Consider the following 21,652-nt stretch of genomic DNA (forward strand, 5'->3'; position numbering starts at 1 on the left):
ACCGTCTCCGCTTCAGAACGCCGACAAGCCGGTCAGCGCACGGCCGATCACCAGCCGCTGAATCTCCGACGTTCCCTCCACCACGGTTCCCTCGCGCGACTTCCGGTAGAGCTTCTCCAGCCCGAACTCCGCGCTCAGGCCGTAGCCGCCGTGGACCTGCACCGCGCGGTCGACCACACGCTGCGCCGCTTCGGTCGCATGGAGCTTAGCCATCGACGCTTCGGTCGCGCACGGCCGGCCGCGGCGGGCCAGCTCCAGCGCGCGGTAGGTCAGCAGCCGCGCCGCGTCGATGTCGACCTGGTTGTCGGCAAGCTTGGCCTGAATCAGTTGCTTCGCCCCGATCGGGCCTCCGAACTGCGTGCGTTCTCTGGCATAAACAAGCGCCGCTTCCTGCGCGGCCAGTGCGTGGCCGATCGCGCTCAGCGCCACATAGGCGCGCGCTTCCTGGAACTGGGCCAGCATCGCGCCAAGGCCGCGGCCATCGGTGCCGAGGCGGTTCTCCGCCGGGATCTCGACGTCGTCGAAGGCCAGCTCGGCCGTGCTCACCGAGCCCATTGTCTCCAGCGGCGTCGACGCGAAACCATGCTCCTGGCGGTCGACCACGTAGAGGTCGAGCTGCCCGGTCTCGGCCGAGCGCGCCAGCACGGTGACAAAGTCCGCGTACTGGCCGTTCGTGATCCACACCTTGCGGCCGCTGATGACATAGCCGCTGCCCTTGCGTACGGCGCGTGTCTTCACCGCGCTCACGTCGGAGCCGCCCGAGGGCTCGGTGTTGGCCGATGCCGCCATGCACTCGCCCGCTCCGAGCCGGCCAAGGTATTTGCGGCGGACGGCTTCGGAGCCGAAGCGCGAGACGATCAGCCCCACGCTTTCATTGATGAACGCCTTCTGCGCGATCTCGCAGGTATGCTGCACGCCCGTTTCGTAAAGCAGGCCGGCCGTGACGGGATCGAAGCCCATCCCGCCGTCTGCTTCGGGCCAGCGGCCGCTGCCCAGGCCGAACGGGATCATCCTGCGCAGCATGTCCTGCACCGTCTCGCGCGGCAGGCCGTCGCGGTGCGCCTTCTGCACCGGCGCGATCTCGCTGCGGCAGAACTTTGCGAAGGCGTCGACCGCCTCCTGTTGCTCATCGGTGATAAACGGCCACATGGTTTCCTCTCAGATTGCCCGCCACTGCGTTGTCCAGAACTTCGCGCGTACCTCGCGCCGAAGCAGCTTGCCCACTGCGCTGCGCGGCAGGTCGTCCCAAAACTCCACGCTCTTGGGCGCATGCACGCCGCCGAGCCGGTCGCGGCACAGCGCCGCGATTTCGTCGGCCGAGACGCTGCGGCCCGGCTTGAGCTGGATCACCGCCTTGACGGCTTCACCCCACTTGTCGTCGGGCACGCCGACCACCACGCAGTCGAGCACCGCATCGTGCCCGGCGATGACCGCTTCGACCTGTGCCGGATAGACGTTGAAGCCCCCCGACACGATCATGTCCTTGAGCCGGTCGACGATGGTGATGTAGCCACGCGCGTCCTTGACGCCGACGTCGCCGGTGTGGCGCCAGCCGTGCCGCGAAATGGCTTCCGTCTCCGCCGGATTGCGGTAGTATCCCTGCATCGCCATGCTGGTCTGCACGACGATTTCGCCGCGCTCGCCGGCCGGCAGCAGGTTCCCCTCCCCATCCATGATCTCCACGCGAGCGTGGCGCGCCGCCCGCCCCGCCGAGCGCAGCACGGCCTCGTCGAAGCTGCCGTCGGGCAGCAGGTAGTCCTGCGGCGTCTTGACCACCAGCGGGAACAACGTTTCCGTCTGCGCATAGCCTTCGCACACCACCGGCCCGAAAAGCCGGACCGCCTCCCTGTACTTCTCGGGCGCCACCGGCGCGGCGCCGGTCAGCAGCACCTTCAGCGAGCGGAAGTCCGTCGTGGCGGCGCGCGGGTGCGCCATCAGGCTGTACATCAGCGTCGGCGGCACGAACAGGTTGGTAATGCCATGCCGCTCGATCTGCTCGAAGATCTCGGCCGGGTCGGTCAGATTCATCACCACCACCGCGCCGCCGCCGAGCATCGCATGCAGTGCGGCGATCCCACCGGCGTGCGTGAGCGGCGCGACGGCGAGATAGCGTGTCGCGGTGTCGACCCGGTAAGCCGCGATGCCGCCGAGCACCGAGATCTCCATCGCGCGGTGTGTGTGGACCGCCGCCTTCGACGGCCCCGTGGTGCCGCCGGTCGGCTGCAGGAAGCATGCGGCGGCAGGGTCTTCCGGACCGGCGTGGAACGGCTGCCAATGGCCTGCCATCCATGCGTCGAGCGCGGGGCCGTGTTCCGACACGCGGTCGATGCAGATGAAGCGCCGCACACCGTTCAGCCCTTGCTTCAACTGTGGGACCAGATGTTCGTAGGCGCTGTGGAAGAAGATGAACTCGCAATCCATGCGCCCGAGCACATCAATGTTGACGCCGACCGGGTTGCGCGTGTGGGCCGACAGCCAGACCATGTCGGCGCGGTTGATCGCGAGCAGCAGCAACGGCACGCGATAGTCGTTGGGCGCATAGAGCGCGATATGGGCACCCGGGCGCAGCCCGGGATCGTTCTGCAGCGCGTGCGCTGCGGCGTGGACGAACGTCTGCGCAGCAGCGAAGTCCAGCGTCAGGTCGTCCTCGATCAGCGCCGGCAGCCCGGGATGCAAGGCCGCCACCGCGTCGAAGTAGTCGGAAATGCGCATGGCGTCCTCACTCGGCAGGCTGGATGCCAGCGCGCGCGACCGTACGCTTCCAGCGCTCGGTCTCCGTAGCCTGGAAGCGGCGCAGATCGTCCGGACCGCCGGAGAATACTTCGATGCCGAGCTTCTCCATCGCCGCGGCGGTCTCCGGATTGTTGTTGGCCATGCGCATCCACCCGGCGAGCTTCTCGATGACGGGTTGCGGCGTCTTCGCGGGCGCATAGAGCGCGGTCCAGCTATAGATCTCGAAGGCCGGAGCACCCAGTTCACGCCCGGTCGGCACCTCTGGCAGCATCGGATGTCGCTTGTCCGCGGCCACGGCCAGCGCGCGGAGCTTGCCTCCCTTGACCAGCGATGCCACGGCGGAGGGATCTCCGATGGAGAAATCCACGACGCCCGCAGCCGCGTCCATCAGCGCCGGTCCCGCGCCCTTGTATGGCACGTCCTGGAACTTCACGCCAACGCTTTCCGCGAGCAGCTCCACATAGACGCGGTAGCCCTGCCCGCCCGCGCCGAATGTCACTGCGTTCGGCTGCTTCTTCGCGGCCGAGACAAGGTCGCCAAAATTCTTGTAAGGCGAACCGGTGGCGACCACGATCACGTTGGTGCCCCGCGACGCCAGCGCCACCGGCGCGAAATCGCCGACCGGATCATAGGGCAGGCGCTTGAACAGCGCGGGATGCAGCGTCAGCGCATTGCTGGAGAAGAAAAGCGTGTAGCCGTCCGGTTTGGCGCGCGCTACAGCCTGCGCGGCGATGAAGCTTTCGCCGCCGGGCCGGTTTTCCACCACAAAACTCTGCTTCGTGATCTCCTGCAGGCGCTTGGCGTAGATGCGCGCCGTCGTGTCGGCGCCGCTGCCGGGCGGAAACGACACCACCAGCGTCACGGGCCGTGCCGGGTAGTCGGCTTGCGCCCACGCCATCGCCGGCAGCGTGCTCGCAAGGGTCAGGGTACTAAGCGCCGCGCAAAGGATGCGGCGGCGTCCTGGCTGATGGTTCATGTCTTGTCTCCTTGGTCGTTGTTCTTGTGCCATGGTCGATCCGACGTCGACCGGGCGCCCCCTACTGCAGGTCCGCTGTCCTGCGCCGCGCCGCTTCATACTCGGCCTGCGTCGCTGCCACCAGTCCGGCCACGTCGTGAATGCCCGTAACGCCCGACACGCTGTGCCCGGCGCTCCAGATATCGCGCCAGCGCTTCGGCTTGTCGTCGGAAGTGCCGCCGCCGAAGCGCGTGCGCGCCTCGTCGAACGTCACCGTTTCGTCGAGCTGGTCCGGATCGAGTCCGGCCGCTTCGATGGACGGGCGCAGCATGCTCGCGTCAAGGCCGGTGAAGGCGCGCGTACGCATGACGTCGTCGAGGCGGCTGCTGACGACCATCGCCTTGTGCCGCGCGTCGGCCATGCTTTCCTCAGTGGCAATGAACTTCGTGCCCATGTAGCCGAGGTCGCAGCCAAGCGCGCGCGCGGCCCACAGCGCATGGCCGTCGGAGATGCCGCCGGCCATCACCAACGGTCCGTCGAAGAACTGCCGGACCGCGCGTGCGAACGCCATGCCGTTGGCCCAGCCAGTCTGGCCGCCAGCGCCCGCGCTCAGCAGCACGAGGCCGTCGGCACCGGCGCGCAGCGCCTTCTCGGCATGGCCGACGGAAGCCACGTCGGCAAAGACCGTGCAGCCGACATCGTGCAGCGGCCCCACCACCGCAGCCGGAGATCCGACGCTGGTGATCACCATCTCCACGCGATGGCGCACCAGGCACGCCAGATCGTCCTGCAGGCGCGGCTGGCGGATGATCAGGTTCGGGCAGACCGGTCCCGGCTGCTCGGCATCCTGCAGCGACTCGCGCATCTGGGTGAGCCACTGGTCGAGTTCGTCGACCGTGCGCGCGTTGGCGGTGGGAAATGCCCCGACCACGCCCGCACGGCAGGCCGCCGTCACCAGCGCCGGGCCGCTGACGCGCAGCATGGGCGCGGCAATCAGCGGCAGACGCAACCGCTGCAAGGCCGCGGCACTCATCGACCGCTCCACGTCGGCTTGCGCTTCTCCGCGAAGGCGGCGAGCCCTTCGCGGCGGTCTTCGGAATCGATGGCGCGCGCAGCGATCGGGACCTGCAGCCTCCATGCTTCTTCCTCGGTCCAGTCGGCGCTGCGCTGCATGATCTCCTTGCTGGCCGACAGCGCCAGCGGCGCATTGACCAGCAACTGTTCGGCCATGGCAATGGCGTCCTGCAGCGCGGCGCCTGGCTCGGCCAGCCGGTTGACGAGGCCGTGCTGATGGAAGAACGGCGCGTCACGCAACTCGCCGGACAAGGCGAGCTCCATGGCGAGGTGATATGGAATCCGGCGTGGCAGCCGGAACAAGCCGCCACCGACGGCGACCACGCTGTGACGCACTTCGGGCAACCCCATGCGCGCGTCGCGCGCAGCCACGACAAGGTCGCACGACAGGCACAGCTCCAGGCCACCGCCGACCGCGTAGCCCTCCACCGCCGCGATCAGCGGCTTGCGCGGCGGGCGTCGGAACAGGCCGAAGCCGCCGCGGTCGTCGGTGGTCGCCCGTTCGCCGCGCGCGGCGGCCTTGAGGTCGGCGCCGGTTGAAAAATTGCCACCGCTGCCGGTCAGGATGCCGATAAACAAGCTCGGGTCATCGTCCAGCAGGTCCATCGCCGCGCTCATCTGCTCGGCGGTGGCCGCGTCGCAGCAGTTCTTCACATGCGGGCGGTTGAGGGTGACGATCAGCAGCGGGCCGCGCCGCTCGGTCAGGACATTGGGAAGGGTCTGCTCTGGCATGCGCGCCTCACATCGAGAACGAAAAACCGCCGTTGACGGGATAGGTCTGGCCCGTGATCCAGGCGCTGGCTTCCGACGCCAGGAACAGCACCATGTTGGCCACGTCGGTGGGCTGCCCCGGGCGGCGGATCACGTAGCGCTCCATCATCTTCTTGACCATTTCGGGCTGCTCCTGCAGCCGCTTCTCGATGGCCGGCGTGACCGTCGCCGAGATCGCCACCGTGTTGGCAGTGACCTGGTAGCGCCCGAGCGTGCGGGCGATTGCGCGCATGAAGCCGGCCGCGCCGGCCTTGGCGCCGGAGTAGACCTCGAGGCCCGCTTCCCCCACGCGCCCCGCGTCCGAGATGATCGTGATGATCCGGCCGCGCTTGCGCTCGATCATGTCGGGAATGCAGGCGCTGGCGCAGTGGATCACGCCATGCAGGTTGACCGCGATGGTGCCGCCCCACGTTTCCTGCCCATGCTCCCAGAATGGCTTGCGCACATCGGCCGACGGCGTCGCGCCAAAGTTGCCGGCGTTGTTGACCAGTACATCGACCGGCCCCGCCAGTTCGCGCACCTGCGCCACCATGCGCTGCACGCTGGCTGCGTCCGACACATCGGCCTGCACGGCGAACGCATTGCCGCCGCTGTCGCGGATCGCGCTGGCGACGGCTTCGGCACGCTCGGCGAAGTAGTCGTTGACGATGACGGCGGCCGCGTTGTGCGCGGCGAAGTGGCGGGCAATCTGTTCGCCCACGCCTTGTCCGGCGCCGGTGACCAGCATGACCTTGCCGCGGAGATCGAGGATGTCGTTCATACGTTTCGCTCCTTTCCTTTCCAGTAGGGTTCGCGCAGTTCGCGCTTGAGCAGCTTGCCCATGGTGTTGCGGGGCAGTGCGGGGATGAATTCGATGCGGCGCGGCTGCTTGTACGAAGCCAGATGGCGCGCGCAATGGCCGAGCACGTCCTTGGCGTCAGCCAGGTGGCCCGGTTTCAGTTCGCAGAAGGCCAGCACCTGTTCGCCAAACTCGTCGTCAGGGATGCCGATCACGGCGGCGTCGAGGATGGCCGGGTGCCGCAACAGCGCGGCCTCGATCTCGGCCGGATAGATGTTCACGCCGCCCGAAATGATCATGTCCTTGGCGCGGTCGGTGATGTAGAGGTAGCCGTCTTCGTCGAGGCAACCGATATCGCCGACGCGGAAGAAGCCGTCGGCGTCGAGCACCTCCGGGCCCAGCGGCGGCTGGTTGAGGTAGTGGCGGATCGTCACCGGCGTGCGGATCCACAGTTCGCCGTGCTGGCCAACCGGCATCCGGTTGCCCTCGGCATCGCGGACTTCGATGTCGACGTGCCGGTGCGGCAGTCCGCTCGAACCAGGCTTGGCCTGCTGCATGTGCGTGGGCAGGCAGGAAATCATGCCGACCTCGCTCGCGCCGTAGCGCTCCTGCAGCTTGCCGGCACCGAAATAGCCGGCGATCCATTCCTTCAGCACGACCGGCACGGGCGCCGCGCCCACGCTCAGGCTGCGGATCGACGAGACATCGTGGCGCGCGAGTTCCTGCGCCGGCAGCGCGGCGATGCGCTTGTACATGGTCGGCACGGCGGTCCATGTGGTGACCCGGTGCCGCGCGATCAACGCGAGCGCCTCTTCCGGCACGAAGCGGCGCTGGAGCACGGTCTTGCCGCCTTCGCGCACGCTGGCCCAGAACTGCGACGGGCCGGAGCCGTGATGGGCGGGCATGTTGATCAGCGTGACCGGGTCGGCAAACCCCGGCCCACCGCCGGTGCGCCGGTATGCCTCGACCGATTCGCGGTACTCGCGGATGGCCTCAGGGTCGGCGCCACGGTTCATGACCACGCCCTTGGGCAGGCCCGTGGTGCCGGACGTGTAGATGATCAGCGGTGGCTCGGCTGCCGCGAACAGCAGCGCGCCGCCTGCAACCGGCAATTCGGCGAACGCGATAAAGCCAGGCGACGGCGCGTCGAGCGAGACAGCCAGCCGGATCGGCAGGCTCGCCAGGACCGGCGCCAGCACAGCAGGGTCGGCGTCGTCACACAGGAACACGGTCGTGCGGCTGTCGGCCAGCACATGGCGGCATTCGTCCGGTGTCAGGCGCCAGTTCAGGCCTAGCATCGTGCAGCCGAGCTTCGCCACTGCGCCGGCGGTGATCGCCCATTCCAGCCGCACCCGCATGCGCAGCGCCACCACATCGGCCGGGCCCACGCCGCGCTGGCTCAGGCCGTGTGCCAACTGGTCCGCACGCTCGTTGAATTCCCGCCAGGTCAGGCTCTGGCTGCCTTCGACCAGCGCGACCTCGTCCGGCTTTTCAGCCGCCCATCGCTCGATTCCTATCCGCATTGCTGTCTCCTGCTGTTCGCGTTCCGACAAAGCTTAGTAATTTGCTTGTTCACAAACAAATAAGTACATTCCCGGATTTCGCTCTGGCAGGTGATGACTAGACTTGCCGGACAGGACCACTAGCCCACGAGACCAAGAGACTTTCCATGACCCTCACGCTTCTCAAGCCGGCGCTTTATCGCGCCCAAGGCACCCCTGGCGAACCCGACCATCCTGCGCTGCTGGGCGGCGCATGCCGTTGCGGCTACACCTTTTTCCCGTGGCAGACCTACGGCTGCGAACGTTGCGGCGGCCACGGCGAGATGCTGACACCGCTCGCACTCGGCGGGCGCGGCACCGTGGAGTCGAGCGCCGTGGTCCACCTGCACCCCGCGGCGGACCGGCCCACGCCGTTCACCATCGCGGCCATCCGGCTCGACGACGGACCCGTGGTGCGCACGCTCGTCAGCCAGCACGACGGCGATGCCCCGCTGACACCGGGCGACCGCGTCGTCGCCGTGCTCGTCCAGGCTGGCGATGCCAGCGACCTCCGCTTCACGCGGGCCGACTGACCCCATCGCGCCATCGCACCATGACGACATCGCTTTCCACGCTTTCCACACTGCGCCCGGTCTACGTGATCGGTATCGGCCTGCACCGCTATCAACCGTTGAGCGAGACGCCCTACGTCGAACTCGGCCTCACCGCCGCACGCGCCGCGCTTGCCGATGCGGCGCTCCCTTGGGAAGACGTGCAGTCCGCCTATGTCGCGCGCGCGCTGCTGCCGATGGCCGCGGGCCGGCCCATGCTGCGCCACCTCGGCGCGACCGGCATTCCCATCACCCATATCGAAAACGCATCGGCCTCGGGGTCAGCCGCGTTCCGGCAGGCCTGCCTCGAAGTCGCGACCGGGCTGACCGACGTGTCGATGGCCCTTGGCGTCGACAAGCCGCGCGCGCAATCCGGGCGTCCCGAGCGCGCCGAGTCGCTGACCGGCGTGCCCCACCTGGCCGACGACGCGATCGCGCCCTACACGCACTTCGCGCTGCTGGCCGACGCCTATGCGCACCGCAACCGCATCGCCGTCGAGGACATCGCGCTGGTGGCCGTGAAGAACCATCGCAACGGCGCCCTCAATCCGTTCGCGCAACGGCAGAAGGCACGCACGCTGGACGACATCCTCTCGGGCAAGCAGGTGGCGGGTTGTTTCACGGCGCTGCAATGCACGCCGGTCGGCGAAGGCGGCGCGGCGGTGATCGTCGCGTCGGAGGCGGCAATCCGGCGCCTCGGGATCGATGCGGGCCGCGCGATCCGCGTGACCGCGTCGGCGGCCGGCAGCCAGCGCGTCTATGACGACACGGCGCGCTACGACGCGCTGCTGACGCAAGAGACCGTCACCCGCGCGCTGGCCGATGCACGCGTCTCGGCCAGTCAGCTGGACGTGGTGGAGCTGCACGACGCCTTTACCGTCGAGGAACTGGAGTACCTCGAGGCGATCGGCGTCTGCGCGCCAGGTCAGGCCATGGGCATGCTGAAGGAAGGCGCCTTCGATATCGGCGGACGGTGCGCGGTCAGCCCCTCAGGCGGACTGATTGCGATGGGGCACCCGATCGGGCCGACCGGTATCGGGCAGGTTGCGGAGATCGTGCGGCAGTTGCGCGGAGAAGCCGGAGAGCGCCAGCATGGCGGGGCGCGCATCGGGCTTGCCCATATGGTGGGCCTGGGCGCAGTCTGCTACGCCCATGTCCTGCAGCGCGACTGAAGCAGGGGTTCAGGCTTCGGGGCGCAATGCCAGATCGACGGTGCGCAGCAGGCTTTCGCGCACCCGCTCCGGGTCGGCGCTCGGTGTTCCCAGCAGGAACTGCACCGAGATGCCGCGCAGCGCGCCCAGGATCACCAGCGCTTCGGCGGCCGGATCCACATCCTCGCGGATCTGGCCCTTGTCCATGCCGATGCGGATCTGGCCTTCCAGGTGAGCCAGCGAATTGCGGTTGAAGCGATCGAGCGCGTCCGCAAGTGGCCCGCCGCTGATGAATCCCTCGGTAAACAGGATGTTCAGCGCGCGCGTGGCCCGATCCTGGGCCACCGTCCGCTCGATATACAGGGACACCACGCCCAGCACTGCCTCTATGCCCTCCTCCCACGGATCGGCAGACACGCGTGCCTCTCTGAAACCCGCCTCGATGTACTCCACCAGCGCGATCAGCAGGCCCTCCTTGCTGCCGAAATGGTGGGCCGGCAGCCCACGGCTGTAGCCGGCCAGTTCGCCGGCCTCGTTCAGCGTCGTGCCGGCCACGCCCTTCGTGCTGACCAGCGCCATCGCGCATTCGAGGATGCGGCGGCCGGCCTCTTCGCGCCGCTCGAGTTGGGTGCGACGCTGGCGGCGAGCCGCGCCCCCGGCAGGGGCCTCGGCACCGGCGTCGGAACCGGGTTCGGTATCGGTAGCCGGGTCGGCTTGGGAAACAGGCTTGGGTGCGGCTTGGATACGGGCGGCCATGGTGTTGCAAAGATGCTTGCTCGAGGGCAAACATCATACTGTAGCGCGCCATGGCCGCCCAGTTGCGCTGCTGCGAGGGGCGGACTTCGGCAAGGATGGATTGGGGGCGTACCCGATTATCGAATGTACGTGCCGGCAGTAGCCTCTTGGTACACCAACACAGGAGTAGATACCCAATGCCCATCCGTCCCTTGGAATCCCCGCGCTCGTCATACCGTGCCGTGCTTGCTCTGGCGATCTCCGCCACGGCCGGCCTGCTCTCCGCCTGCGCAGCGAACCTGCCAAGCCAGTCGGCCAAGGTGCCCGAACTGCGCCCCGGCGTTCCCGCAGGCTACCTGGCCCCGGATGCCCGCCCCGACAGCCTGGCGCTGGTGCCGCAGCCGCCGGCAGCCGAATCGGCGGCGTTCGCGCTGGACAAGGACACGGCAAAGCTGGCCCAGACCCAGTGGGCGAAGTCCGGCTCGGCGCGCTGGAAGCAGGCGCAACTCGACGCGGACCTTAGCTTCCCGGCTGCAGCGGGCACCTTTTCCTGCGCAGTGAACGCGCCCATCAGCGAGGCGCAGACGCCGCGCTTGTACATGATGCTACGGCGCACGCTGGTCGACGCGGGCCTGGCAACCTATCGCGCGAAGGACCGCTACAACCGCACGCGCCCGTTCGTGGCCACGAGCACGTCATCGTGCACGCCCGCCGAAGAAGCCAAGCTGGCCAAGGATGGTTCCTACCCTTCAGGACATAGCGCCGCCGGATGGGCATGGGCCCTCGTGCTGACGGAAATCGCTCCCGATCGCGCCGACGCCATCCTGATGCGAGGGCGTGCCTTCGGGCAAAGCCGCATCGCCTGCAACGTGCACTGGCAGAGCGACGTCAACGAAGGCCGCATGGTCGCGGCGGCCACGGTAGCGCGTATGCATGCCGACCCGGTATTCGAGGCCGACCTGGCAGCCGCGCGCGACGAGTTGGCCAAGGTGCGCGCTCAGGGCCTGCCACCGAACCGGGACTGTGCCGCAGAAGCTGCCGCACTGGTGACAAACCCCTAAGGCATTGGCACATACGCGCCGGCGTCGGTTGGCGCCGGCTGCGCTCGCCATCTGCCACGTTGCCGAGCGCGCAAAGCTGGAGGTGCACATCACTTTCTCTTCCCGGAAGACAGGGGATGTGGTGCCGCAGTCATCCGGAACGGGTCCCACGCCCGATGTGGCCGGAAGTCCGTTGACGGTCGATTCAGCCACGGTACGCTAAAATCAGCACACCTCGCTCCTGCGCCGATTAGCGACCGCTAGCGTACGAACGCTGCAACCGCCTGCCCGCGCAGGCCGCTTCCATTCGCGGAGAACGAATGATCGATACGAACCTCGGCGGCCCGTCTTCGGGTGCAGACTGGGCGTCAGGCGAAATGGCCGAGCGCATCCGCACGTTCGACTGGTCTGCGACACCGCTCGGCCCCATCGAGTCATGGTCGCCGACCTTGCGGTCCATGATTCGCATCATGCTGGCCAACCGCTTTCCCCATATCCTTTGGTGGGGCCCCTCCTACATCCAGTTCTACAACGACGCCTATCGTCCGATTCCCGGTACCAAGCACCCGGAACGCGCGCTGGGCATAGCCGCCAGCGAGTGCTGGCCGGAGATCTGGCACGTCATCAAGCCGCTCATCGACCGTCCGTTCCATGGCGGCCCCGCGACCTGGGACGACGACATCTTCCTGGAAGTCAATCGCCATGGCTTCCGCGAGGAGAGCCACTTCACGATCGCGTACAGCCCTGTTCCCGACGACACGGTGGCCAGCGGCATCGGCGGCGTACTCGCGACGGTGCACGAAATCACCGAAAAGGTCATTGGAGAACGGCGGCTGACCGTGCTGCGCGATCTGGGCGCGCGCATGGCCGACGCAAGGACAGCCGACGACGCTTGTGCGATCGCGGCCGAGGTTTTCGCCGCGCACGACAAGGACGTGCCCTTCGTGCTGCTGTACCTGACCGATCCTGCCACGCACGTCGCCACGCTCGCGGGCGCGACGGGAATCGAACCGGGCAAGGATATCTCGCCGCTGTCCGTGGACCTGCGCACCGCACTACCGGGCGGCTGGCCGCTTCGCGAGGCAACGCGTGACGGCGCCGTGGTCGTCACGGATCTGCGCACCAGGTTCGCAGCCGTGCCGGCGGGACCGTGGGACGATCCGCCGGATTCCGCGTTTGTCACCACGATTCCCGCGAGCCGGCTCAGGGAGCCCGCGGGTTTCATGGTGGCGGGGATCAGCGCGCGGCTGAAATGGGACCGGCACTATCAGGACTTCCTTGAACTGGCGAAAGCCCAGGTTGCGTCGGGCATCAACAACGCGCGCGCCTACGAGGAAGAAAAGCAGCGGGCCGAGACGCTGGCCGAACTCGATCGGGCCAAGACGGCATTCTTTTCCAACGTGAGCCATGAGTTCCGCACACCGCTGACGCTTATGCTCGGACCTGTCGAAGACCTGCTGGTGCGCAGAAACAATGAGCTTTCTGCAGCGGCGAAGGAAGATCTTGCTGTCGTCGGCCGCAACGGTCTGCGGCTGCTGCGGCTGGTCAACTCGTTGCTCGATTTTTCGCGCATCGAGGCGGGCCGCATGCAGGCCACGTACGAACCGACCGACCTCGCACGCTTCACGGAGGAACTCGCCAGCCTGTTCCGGTCGGCATGCGAGCGTGCCGGGCTGACACTGACCGTGGATTGCGACACCTTGCCCGAACCCGCCTTCGTCGATCGGGCAATGTGGGAAAAGATCGTACTGAACCTGCTGTCGAACGCGTTCAAGTTTACGCAGGCAGGCCGCATCGCGGTCAGCCTGCGGGCCATTGGCGACAAGGCCGAGCTGCGCGTTGCCGATACCGGCACGGGTATACCGGCCGACGAACTGCCACGCATCTTCGATCGGTTCCATCGCGTGCAGGGCACCCACGGGCGCACGCACGAAGGCGCCGGGATCGGACTGGCGCTGACGCTGGAGCTGATCAAACTCCACGGCGGCACGATACGCGCCGACAGCACCCCAGGTACCGGCAGCACGTTCATCGTCGAGATTCCGCTGGGCAAGGCGCACCTGCCTGCCGACCGCATCGGCACCCATGGCGACGCCGATGGGCGGTCGACCGATCCACGGCCGTTCGTCGAGGAAGCGCTGCGCTGGCTGCCCCACGATGCGCCTGCCACCGCCGCGGCGGATACCTCGCTGCCCGAGCGCGCACCGGAGCCCCCGCCGCATGCGGCGGGCGCGAGCCGCCCACGCATCCTGGTGGCCGACGACAACGCCGACATGCGGCAATATCTCGCTCGCCTGCTTGGCCAGGACTACGAGGTCGAACTCGCCACCGACGGGCAGGACGCCCTGGCACGAATCCAGGCTCGCAGCGTCGAACTGCTCCTCACCGACGTGATGATGCCCGGCCTCGATGGCTTCGGCCTCTTGCACACCCTGCGTGCAGAACCGAAAACAGCCGACCTGCCGATCATCATGCTGTCGGCACGTGCCGGCGAAGAAAGCCTGGCGGAAGGCGTGGAAGCCGGTGCCGACGACTACCTGACCAAGCCGTTCAATGCGCGCGAGCTGCTCGCAAGAGTCGGCACGCACGTGAAGATGGCGCGCTTCCGCCGCGAAGCGCTGGAGGCGCTGCGCCGTCGCGGCCAGGCGCTGCGCGAGGCGGACCGGCGCAAGGATGAGTTCCTGAATATCCTCGCGCACGAGTTGCGCGGGCCGCTGGCGACCATCAGCAATACCGCGCATATCCTCGGGCAGTCCCGCACCGACACCGAGCTGGCGCGCGATGCGCAGAAGCGGATCGAGCGGCAACTGCGGCACCTCGTGCGTCTGGTCGACGATCTGCTCGACACCAACCGCATTACGCAGGGCAAGCTGCAACTGCACATCGAACGCGTGGAACTGCAAGCCGCCATTCGCGACGCGATCGAGACGTGCAGGCCGCTGGCCGAAGAACTCGAGCGCGAGGTGGCGCTCGACGTCCCCGAGGAATCCATCTGGCTCGATGCGGACCCGGTGCGTCTCGCGCAGGTATTCGGCAATCTGCTCAGCAACGCGTACAAGTACACGGAGCATGGCGGACACGTGTGGCTCAGCGTCGAGCCCCGCGGCGGCGAAGTGCTGCTGCGCGTGAAAGACGATGGCGTCGGCATTCCAGCCGAAGCGCTGCCATCGATCTTCGACCTGTTCGTGCAGGTTCGCTCATCGCTCAACCGGGCACGCGGCGGATTGGGCATCGGCCTCGCGCTCGTCAAGCGCCTGGTCGACATGCACGGCGGGCAGGTCGAAGGCTTCAGCGACGGCCCGTCGCGCGGCAGCGAGTTCGTGGTGCGGCTGCCCATGCCGGCCGGCGCCAGCGCCGGCGCTTTGGTGATCCATGCGCCTGCCGCCAACGCGGCGGCCACGGCGGCATTGCAGATACTGGTCGTCGATGACGACCAGGACTCGGCCTGGTCGCTGGCGGCGCTGCTGGACACGTGCGGCCACCAGGTCCACACCGCCCACGATGGCTTCGAGGCGATTGCAACGGCCGAACAATACCGTCCCGACGTGATCCTGATGGATATCGGCCTGCCCACGATCACCGGCCACGAAGCCGCGCGCCGGATCCGCGCCGAATCGTGGGGCGCGGACATCGTCCTGATTGCCGTGAGCGGATGGGGCCAGGAAGAGGACCGTCGCCGGTCCGACGAAGCGGGCTTCGACGCCCACCTGGTCAAGCCCGTCGACCTCGATGCGCTGCTGGGGCTGCTACAGAGGCGCAGGAATTCCGCGGCAGGGTAGCCGGACAAGCTGCCGCTGTCCCCCGCTTCTTGCAATCCGAGGCGTCTCGCCGATACTTGGACACGGACTACCCGCATAGCCAGATACCCATCGCAGTGCAGCATTGATCCACCGGAGATCGCCATGGCCGTGCTAATCCGCAAGCCCATGAGTTGGCCCGCAGTGCGTCCCTATCTGCCGGGCGTGCTCATCAGCGCGGTGGTGACTGTGGCGGCGACGTCTCTCGCCGATCACTATCATGCCCCCGTGATGCTGTTCGCGCTGCTGCTGGGCATGGCGCTGAACTTCCTGTCGCAGGAAGCCTCGAGCGCGATCGGTATCGAATTCAGTGCCAAGCAGGTGCTGCGCCTTGGCGTGGCCCTGCTCGGACTGCGCATCACCGGCGCGCAGGTCGTGGCGCTCGGGTGGCAATCCGTAGCCATGATCGTGCTGGCGGTCGCGCTGACGATCGTGTGCGGCATCCTGCTGGCACGGCTGATGGGCTTCCAGATGTTCTTCGGCCTGCTGACAGGCGGTGCCGTGGCCATTTGCGGCGCTTCCGCGGCGCTGGCCTTGTCGGCTGCCATGCCGCAGCACCCGATGAAGGAGCGGGCGACGCTGTTCACGGTGATCGGCGTGAGCACGCTGTCCACGCTGGCGATGGTGCTCTACCCGATGATTGCGAAGTTCCTGGCGCTGACCTCCGTGCAGGCTGGCGCCTTTCTCGGCGGAACGATTCACGACGTGGCGCAGGTGGTGGGCGCCGGTTACAGCATCTCGCACGAAGCCGGCGACGCGGCCACGCTGATCAAGCTGATGCGCGTCGCCATGCTGTTGCCCGTAATTGCGCTGGCAGCGTGGCTGTCGCAGCGCCACCAGCGTGCGCAAGGCGAAACCAGCACGGGTCCGCGCCCGCCGCTGCTGCCCTGGTTTGCCGTCGCGTTCGCCGTGCTGGTGGCGATCAACAGCACCGGCTGGCTGCCTGCGGTGGTTGTGAAGGCCGGTCAGACCGCGTCCCAGTGGTGCCTGGTCATGGCCATGGCCGCGATCGGCATGAAGACGCACCTGCGGGACGTCCTCACGGTAGGCTGGAAGCCCATCGCGCTGATGGTGCTGGAGACGGTGTTCCTCGCGGTGCTGTTCTACGGCATGCTGGTCTGGTTGCAGCCCTAGCTTCATCGCGGCCAATCGGGATCTGGCCGAGCCGGGTCAGGCCCTCAGGTACGCGCAGAAGGCCCGGGTCAGTTCTTCGTCGAATTCCGCGCTCGACAGGCGCAGCGGCCCGGGGTTGTTCAGGATCGCATTGATGATGCTGCCGATGGCGAACTGAAACGCGATGCGGATCCGCCGTCGCAACGCTTCCGGATCGCCCTTGCCCTGCTCCTCGCCATACAGGGCTACCAGCACGGGTACAGCGCTCTCGACAAAACCCGCGCGACGCTGCTTGACCCCCTGCCAGGCTTTCCCGTTGATTTCCATGATCGTCGCGCGCAGCACGCCCTGATGACGGAGCGCGCCGCGCCGCACTTCCGACAGCAGCGCGCGAACCCCGGCCTGCAGATCGCCATCGGAGGCTTCCACCACGGCCAGGCACGCCGCCATCCGGCCGTCGATATCCTCGGCCATCACTGCCTGCAAGGCCTCGAAGAAGGCTTGCTTGCTCTTGAATCTCCCGTAGAAGGCGCCCGTTGTGACGTGGGCGGCCGCGCAGATCTCCTGGTTGGTGATGCTGTCGAGCGCGCGCTCGCGCAGCAATTCGCGGCCGGCCTGAAGCAGCGCTTCGGTGGTACGCCCGGCACGGCCGTAACGGGGCGGGTTGAAGCCTTGCTGGCCGTCCAGCGCGGCAAGTGGGTCCTGCGGCATAAGTTTCGACATGGTTTTCCCTAGCCACCCAAGGCACTGGTTGCGCCGCGGGGCATCGTCAGCCAAAAATATACTCGCCAATATAAATTGGAGACAAGGCATGAATACGATTCACGCAGCAGACGGGACGATCACGGCCCCGGCCGTGGTTGCCCGCAGCGCCCTGCAGTCCTCTTTCACGCTGACGCGCATTTCACCGGCACTGGGTGCCGAAGTCGGCAATATCGATCTCAACGCACCGCTGGACGACGACACCATTACGGCGCTGCGGCGCGCACTGGTCGAGCACAAGGTGCTGGTATTCCGCGACCAGGACATCACGCCGGCGCAGCACGTAGGGCTGGCGCGGCGCTTCGGTGAACTGGAGGTGCACCCAACCTTCCCGCATGACGACGCGTTCCCGGAACTTGTGCTGCTGGGCGGTGACGGGAGCAAGCCGGCGATGGAGAACGGCTATCACAGCGACGTGTCGTGGCGCGAGATCCCGTCGATGGCGTCGATGCTGCGTTGCGTGCAATGCCCCGAGATCGGCGGCGACACGGTCTGGGTCAATATGGCGCTTGCCTACGAGAAGCTTCCGGAGCACCGCAAGCAGCAGATCGAAGGGCTGCTCGCCGTGCACGACATCCTGCCTGCGTTCGGCGACAAGATGACGCCGGAACAGCGCAAGCAGTTCCCGCCCGCCCTCCATCCGGTTGTACGCACGCACCCCGAAAGCGGCGAGAAAATCCTCTACGTGAACGGCGCCTTCGTCACGCACTTCATGAACTTCCGCTCGCGCAACGCGGTGCGCGGTGCGTTCGAAGGGCAGTCCGAGAAGCATGACCTGATGGAGTACCTGCTGCGCCAGCCTGCCATCCTCGAATATCAGATGCGCCTGCACTGGCGGCCCAACACCATCGCGTTCTGGGACAACCGCTCGACCCAGCACTACGCTATCCAGGACTACTTTCCTGCCGTACGCCGCATGATGCGCGCCACGATCATCGGCGATCGTCCGTTCTGAGCCAACGCATCGACTGGGAGACTCAAATGAAATGGAAGCTGCTCGTCGGTATTGCCGCAATGGCATTGAGCCTGGTGGCCAGGGCCGATACGTACCCCAGCAAGCCGATCACGTTCATCGTGCCGGTGCCGCCGGGCGGTGCGACGGACGCCCTGGCACGGACCATGGCCGAGGTGATGAGCAAGAGCATGGGGCAGCCCATCATCGTCGACAACCGGCCAGGAGCGGGTGGCACGATCGGCACGCAGGCCGTCGCGCGCGCCGCGCCTGACGGCTACACCGTGCTCTTTGGGACCTCGGCGCCGATCCTGACCGCGCCGTTCCTGTACGCGAAGCTGCCGTATGACGCCAAGCGCGATCTCAGCTTCATCTCGCAGGTCTGCACGGGGCAGCTCGTGTTCGCCGTCAATCCGCAGAAGGTACCGGCCAAGACGGTCAAGGAGTTCATCGCGTGGGCGCAGCAGCACAAGGGCGCTGTCACGTATGGTTCCTATGGCGTGGGCTCCTCGGCGCACCTGATGGGGTCTTACCTTAGCCAGACCCAGAAGCTCGACATGACGCACGCGCCCTACAAGGGTGAGTCACTGATGATCCAGGACCTGATCGGCGGGCAGATCGACTGGGCGATCGGCACGGTCGGCGTGATGGCCCCCTACCTGCAGAACGGACGCCTGCGCGCGCTGGCGGTGATGGGGGACCGGCGACCAGCCGAACTGCCCAACGTACCGACGATGACCGAGGCGGGCTTCCCTGATCCGGAGTACCGACCGGTCGGCGGCGCTGTACTGCTCGGGCCGGCCAACCTGCCGCCGGCCATCCTGAGCCGGCTTGAACAGGAAGCGCGTGCGGCCGTGCAGACGCCAGAGATGAAGGCGCGCTTCCAGCTCTACGGCATGTACGCGCAGGGCACGACCTCGGCCGCATTCCGGCGCGACTTCGATGTGATGCTGCCGGTCATGGAACGGCTGATCCGCCAGTCCGGCGCAAAAGTCGAATGACGTGGCTGGCTGAGGGGCTGCTCGTCCTGGCCGGCGCGGCCATCGGTGCGACATCGATCGGTGGCGTGCTGGTGGTGCCGGTGCTGTCCGGCGTCGCCGGTGTGCCGCTGGCCGAGGCGATTGCCGCCTCAAGCCTCGCGTTCGTGCCGGCCGGACTGCTCGGCTGGCGTGCCGCGCGCGTCCCGGCCGGGCCCCACGGCACGCCGTGGGTACTGCATGCCACGGCGCTATCGGGCGCCGTGTGCGGCGCGCTGCTGGTCCATGTCGTGCCGGCCCACGGCGCTGACCTGTGGCTCGCTGCCCTGGCAGCATTGTCCGGACTGTATGGCCTGGTCTCGCTGGTGTCGGCGCAGGGCGAGCGCCCCATGCCGGGCACGGCGATGCTTGTCGTACTCGGGTTCGCTGTCGGACTCGGTTCCGCACTGTCAGGCACCGGCGGTCCCGTGCTGCTGTTGCCGTTGCTGCTGCTGGGGCGCACGGCGACCGCGCCTGCGCTCGCGGCGGCGCTGGCAATCCAGCTTCCGATTGCGCTTGCCGCAAGCGCCGCGCACTGGCTGGGTGGCCATTTGCCTCTGGCCCTGGGCCTGAAGACAGGCGCCCTGGTGACCGTCGGTGTCCTGGCGGGACGCTCCCTTGCCCGAAGGATGCCGGCGCGGGCCCTGCGTGCCAGTGCATCGCTTTGCCTGCTCGCCGTGGCAGCGTGGTACGCCGTCCGATGAACGACCTGATCATGTCGAATCCCGCAGATCTCTCCGCCACCGCATTGCTGGCGCTTTACGCCCGGCGCGACCTGTCGCCGGTCGAAACGCTCGACGCCATCCTGCAACGCATCGCCGAACGCGATCCCGCCTGCAATGCCTTCCGGTTCGTCGATGCCGACGGCGCGCGCGAACAGGCACGTGCGTCGGAGCGGCGCTGGCAGCGCGGGGAACCGTGCGGCCTGCTGGACGGCGTCCCGGTGTCCTTCAAGGACCTGCTTCACGTACGCGGATGGCCAACGCGTCTGGGCAGCCTTGCCACCAGCGATACGCCGCAGCCCGACGATTGCCCGGCCGCCGCCCGCCTGCGCGAGCATGGCGCCGTGCTGCTGGGCAAGACCAATACCTCCGAGTTCGGTACGAAGGGCATCACCGAGAGCGCGCTGGCCGGCACTACGCGCAACCCCTGGAATACGGCGCACACGCCGGGCGGCAGCAGCGGCGGCGCCGCGGCCGCCACCGCGCTCGGGCTGGGGCCATTGCATGTCGCCACCGATGGCGGTGGTTCCATCCGCGCGCCATCGGCAGCCTGTGGCGTTTTTGGATTCAAGCCGGGCAGCGGTCGCGTGCCCTGCTACCCGCCGGCCCATTCCGGCACGCTGTTCCACGTCGGGCCGACGGCGCGCACCGTCACGGACGCCGCACTGCTACTCACCGTGATCAGCGGCCCCGACAGCCGCGACTGGCACGCATTGCCCTATGAGGATCGCGACTGGCGCACTGGCCTCGACGATGGCATCGCAGGCCTGCGCGTGGCCTACAGCCGCACCCTTGGCTACCTTCCTGTCGATCCCGAGATCAGCGCGTTGTGCGATGCCGCCGTCCGGCGTCTGATGGCGCTCGACACCATAGTCGAAGAGGTGGACCCCGGCTTCGGCAACCCGGCCCCGACCTTCCGCGTGTTGTGGGATGCGGGCGTCGCGCGATTGCTGCGCGACATCGACCCCGAGCGCGTCGCGCTGATGGACCCGGCCCTTCCCGACGCTGCTGCGCGCGGACGCGATGTGGACGCCGTGGCCTATCTCGACGCGACCGAGCGCCGCCGCGAGCTGGGCGTGGCGATGCGGCGCTTCCACGAGGGGTACGACCTGCTGGTGACACCCACGCTTGCATCCGCGCCGCCGCGAGTGGGCGAGCCATGGTCGGCGCCGCATTGCCTGCCGTTCAATCTGACAGGCCAGCCGGCCGCCAGCGTGCCGTGCGGTGTCACGCGCGCCGGGCTGCCGGTCGGCCTGCAAATCGTCGGCGCGAGTCACGCCGACGCCCTGGTGTTGCGCGTTGCGCGCGCCTTCGAAACGATGTGCCCCTGGCCGCTTTGGGCCCCGCACCCCTCTTCCACGACCCGACAAGGAGATCAAGCATGACCGATATGGAAATCCGCACATTGATGGCCGCCTTCGGCAGCGCCTTTCGTGCCGGCGACGCCGATGGCGTTGCCGCATGCCTGGCGGAGGACTTCACGTGGCGTCTGCCCACAGGTACCGGCAACCCGGAAGGCGATGTACTGCATGGCAAAGAAGCCGTTCGCCGATATTTGCTCGAGCGCTTCGCGCGCGCGGCTGGGAGCCATGGCGACGTCGCGTTTTCGGACAGCCGTATGGAGATCTGCGGCGATGCCGTGCTACTGCACTATCGCGTCAAGGGGACGATGGAGGATGGGCGGCCGGTTGACGCAGTGGGGCTGGACTTGTTTCGCGTGGCCGATGGAAAGGTGCGGATGAAGGATGCGTATTGGAAGCAGGTGGTGTGGACTGAGGGATAGCTTTTGGCTGGCGCCGCTGTTTTGCTGGCGTAGCCGGCGGGGCTTCTCGTGGGATTGGGTTGTCGTGCTTGGCAGGCGCCGCTGTTTCGCCGGCGTAGCCGGCGAGTCACTTTTTGTCCGAGCGACAAAAAGATGGAATGAACGCGCCCCGGCCCACTAAGCAGAAGGCACCGGCAAT

Annotated in this window: 19 protein-coding genes; 10 read left to right on the forward strand and 9 right to left on the reverse strand. The window is 67.5% G+C overall.

Going from position 1 to position 21,652, the window contains the following annotated elements; translation table 11 throughout:
• Positions 1 to 12: 12 nt before the first annotated feature.
• From KHO41_RS36045 to KHO41_RS36075, 7 genes are all read right to left on the reverse strand, one after another.
• Positions 13 to 1,149 (reverse strand): acyl-CoA dehydrogenase family protein, encoded by a 1,137-nt coding sequence (locus tag KHO41_RS36045; RefSeq protein WP_211958008.1) that lies wholly within the window; start codon positions 1,147 to 1,149, stop codon positions 13 to 15.
• 9 nt (positions 1,150 to 1,158) lie between these two features.
• Positions 1,159 to 2,712, reverse strand: a complete 1,554-nt coding sequence (locus tag KHO41_RS36050) for a class I adenylate-forming enzyme family protein (protein ID WP_211958009.1) — start codon at positions 2,710 to 2,712, stop codon at positions 1,159 to 1,161.
• A 7-nt stretch (positions 2,713 to 2,719) separates the two neighbouring features.
• A complete protein-coding gene (locus KHO41_RS36055) occupies positions 2,720 to 3,709 on the reverse strand; it encodes a Bug family tripartite tricarboxylate transporter substrate binding protein (RefSeq protein ID WP_244874189.1) in 990 nt (329 codons plus the stop codon).
• 61 nt (positions 3,710 to 3,770) lie between these two features.
• Positions 3,771 to 4,721, reverse strand: a complete 951-nt coding sequence (locus KHO41_RS36060) for an NAD(P)H-dependent flavin oxidoreductase (RefSeq protein ID WP_211958010.1) — start codon at positions 4,719 to 4,721, stop codon at positions 3,771 to 3,773.
• The gene (locus KHO41_RS36065) at positions 4,718 to 5,494 is read right to left on the reverse strand and encodes a crotonase/enoyl-CoA hydratase family protein (RefSeq protein WP_211958011.1); all 777 of its coding nucleotides are present in this window, start codon (positions 5,492 to 5,494) and stop codon (positions 4,718 to 4,720) included. The genes KHO41_RS36060 and KHO41_RS36065 overlap by 4 nt, the downstream gene beginning before the upstream one ends.
• Before the next feature lie 7 nt (positions 5,495 to 5,501).
• Entirely contained in the window at positions 5,502 to 6,293 is a 792-nt protein-coding gene (locus tag KHO41_RS36070; protein ID WP_211958012.1) for an SDR family NAD(P)-dependent oxidoreductase, read from the reverse strand.
• Positions 6,290 to 7,834, reverse strand: a complete 1,545-nt coding sequence (locus KHO41_RS36075; RefSeq protein WP_211958013.1) for a class I adenylate-forming enzyme family protein — start codon at positions 7,832 to 7,834, stop codon at positions 6,290 to 6,292. Before KHO41_RS36075 ends, KHO41_RS36070 begins: the two co-directional genes overlap by 4 nt.
• Positions 7,835 to 7,980: 146 nt before the next feature.
• On the opposite strand from KHO41_RS36075, the gene KHO41_RS36080 reads away from it, so the two are divergent.
• Together KHO41_RS36080 and KHO41_RS36085 are read left to right on the forward strand one after the other, a co-directional pair.
• Positions 7,981 to 8,385, forward strand: coding sequence for a Zn-ribbon domain-containing OB-fold protein (locus tag KHO41_RS36080; protein WP_211958014.1), 405 nt, complete (start codon positions 7,981 to 7,983; stop codon positions 8,383 to 8,385).
• 20 nt (positions 8,386 to 8,405) lie between these two features.
• Complete coding sequence (locus KHO41_RS36085) at positions 8,406 to 9,575, forward strand: thiolase family protein (protein ID WP_211958015.1); 1,170 nt, start codon at positions 8,406 to 8,408, stop codon at positions 9,573 to 9,575.
• Between the two features lie 9 nt (positions 9,576 to 9,584).
• On the opposite strand, the gene KHO41_RS36090 is transcribed toward KHO41_RS36085, so the two are convergent.
• Positions 9,585 to 10,310: a TetR/AcrR family transcriptional regulator gene (locus KHO41_RS36090; RefSeq protein ID WP_211958016.1), complete on the reverse strand. Its 726-nt coding sequence runs from the start codon at positions 10,308 to 10,310 to the stop codon at positions 9,585 to 9,587.
• 176 nt (positions 10,311 to 10,486) lie between these two features.
• Here KHO41_RS36090 and KHO41_RS36095 point away from each other — a divergent pair, with 176 nt between their 5' ends.
• The 3 genes from KHO41_RS36095 to KHO41_RS36105 all read left to right on the forward strand — a co-directional run bounded on the left by KHO41_RS36095 (position 10,487) and on the right by KHO41_RS36105 (position 16,260).
• Positions 10,487 to 11,350, forward strand: a complete 864-nt coding sequence (locus KHO41_RS36095) for an acid phosphatase (protein WP_244874190.1) — start codon at positions 10,487 to 10,489, stop codon at positions 11,348 to 11,350.
• A gap of 299 nt (positions 11,351 to 11,649) precedes the next feature.
• Positions 11,650 to 15,108, forward strand: coding sequence for an ATP-binding protein (locus KHO41_RS36100; protein WP_211958017.1), 3,459 nt, complete (start codon positions 11,650 to 11,652; stop codon positions 15,106 to 15,108).
• Positions 15,109 to 15,231: 123 nt separating this feature from the next.
• A complete protein-coding gene (locus KHO41_RS36105) occupies positions 15,232 to 16,260 on the forward strand; it encodes a YeiH family protein (protein WP_211958018.1) in 1,029 nt (342 codons plus the stop codon).
• A gap of 36 nt (positions 16,261 to 16,296) precedes the next feature.
• Here the strand turns inward: KHO41_RS36105 and KHO41_RS36110 are convergent, their stop codons facing one another.
• On the reverse strand, positions 16,297 to 17,016 hold the full coding sequence (locus KHO41_RS36110; protein ID WP_211958019.1) for a TetR/AcrR family transcriptional regulator: 720 nt from the start codon (positions 17,014 to 17,016) through the stop codon (positions 16,297 to 16,299).
• 34 nt (positions 17,017 to 17,050) lie between these two features.
• Between KHO41_RS36110 and KHO41_RS36115 the strand changes: the two genes are divergently transcribed.
• Genes KHO41_RS36115 through KHO41_RS36135 form a run of 5 tightly spaced genes read left to right on the forward strand, consistent with a single transcriptional unit; the run spans position 17,051 to position 21,474 of the window.
• Entirely contained in the window at positions 17,051 to 17,956 is a 906-nt protein-coding gene (locus KHO41_RS36115) for a TauD/TfdA dioxygenase family protein (protein ID WP_211958020.1), read from the forward strand.
• Between the two features lie 26 nt (positions 17,957 to 17,982).
• Positions 17,983 to 18,954 (forward strand): Bug family tripartite tricarboxylate transporter substrate binding protein, encoded by a 972-nt coding sequence (locus KHO41_RS36120; RefSeq protein WP_211958021.1) that lies wholly within the window; start codon positions 17,983 to 17,985, stop codon positions 18,952 to 18,954.
• Positions 18,951 to 19,673 (forward strand): sulfite exporter TauE/SafE family protein, encoded by a 723-nt coding sequence (locus KHO41_RS36125; protein WP_211958022.1) that lies wholly within the window; start codon positions 18,951 to 18,953, stop codon positions 19,671 to 19,673. The genes KHO41_RS36120 and KHO41_RS36125 overlap by 4 nt, the downstream gene beginning before the upstream one ends.
• Positions 19,674 to 19,684: 11 nt before the next feature.
• Positions 19,685 to 21,076 carry an amidase gene (locus tag KHO41_RS36130; protein WP_244874191.1) on the forward strand — a complete coding sequence of 464 codons (1,392 nt, stop codon included), beginning with the start codon at positions 19,685 to 19,687 and terminating at the stop codon, positions 21,074 to 21,076.
• Positions 21,073 to 21,474, forward strand: a complete 402-nt coding sequence (locus tag KHO41_RS36135) for a nuclear transport factor 2 family protein (RefSeq protein WP_211958024.1) — start codon at positions 21,073 to 21,075, stop codon at positions 21,472 to 21,474. Before KHO41_RS36130 ends, KHO41_RS36135 begins: the two co-directional genes overlap by 4 nt.
• Positions 21,475 to 21,652: the final 178 nt, after the last annotated feature.

Origin of the sequence: Cupriavidus numazuensis (assembly GCF_905397435.1) — a bacterium.
Taxonomy (GTDB): domain Bacteria; phylum Pseudomonadota; class Gammaproteobacteria; order Burkholderiales; family Burkholderiaceae; genus Cupriavidus; species Cupriavidus numazuensis.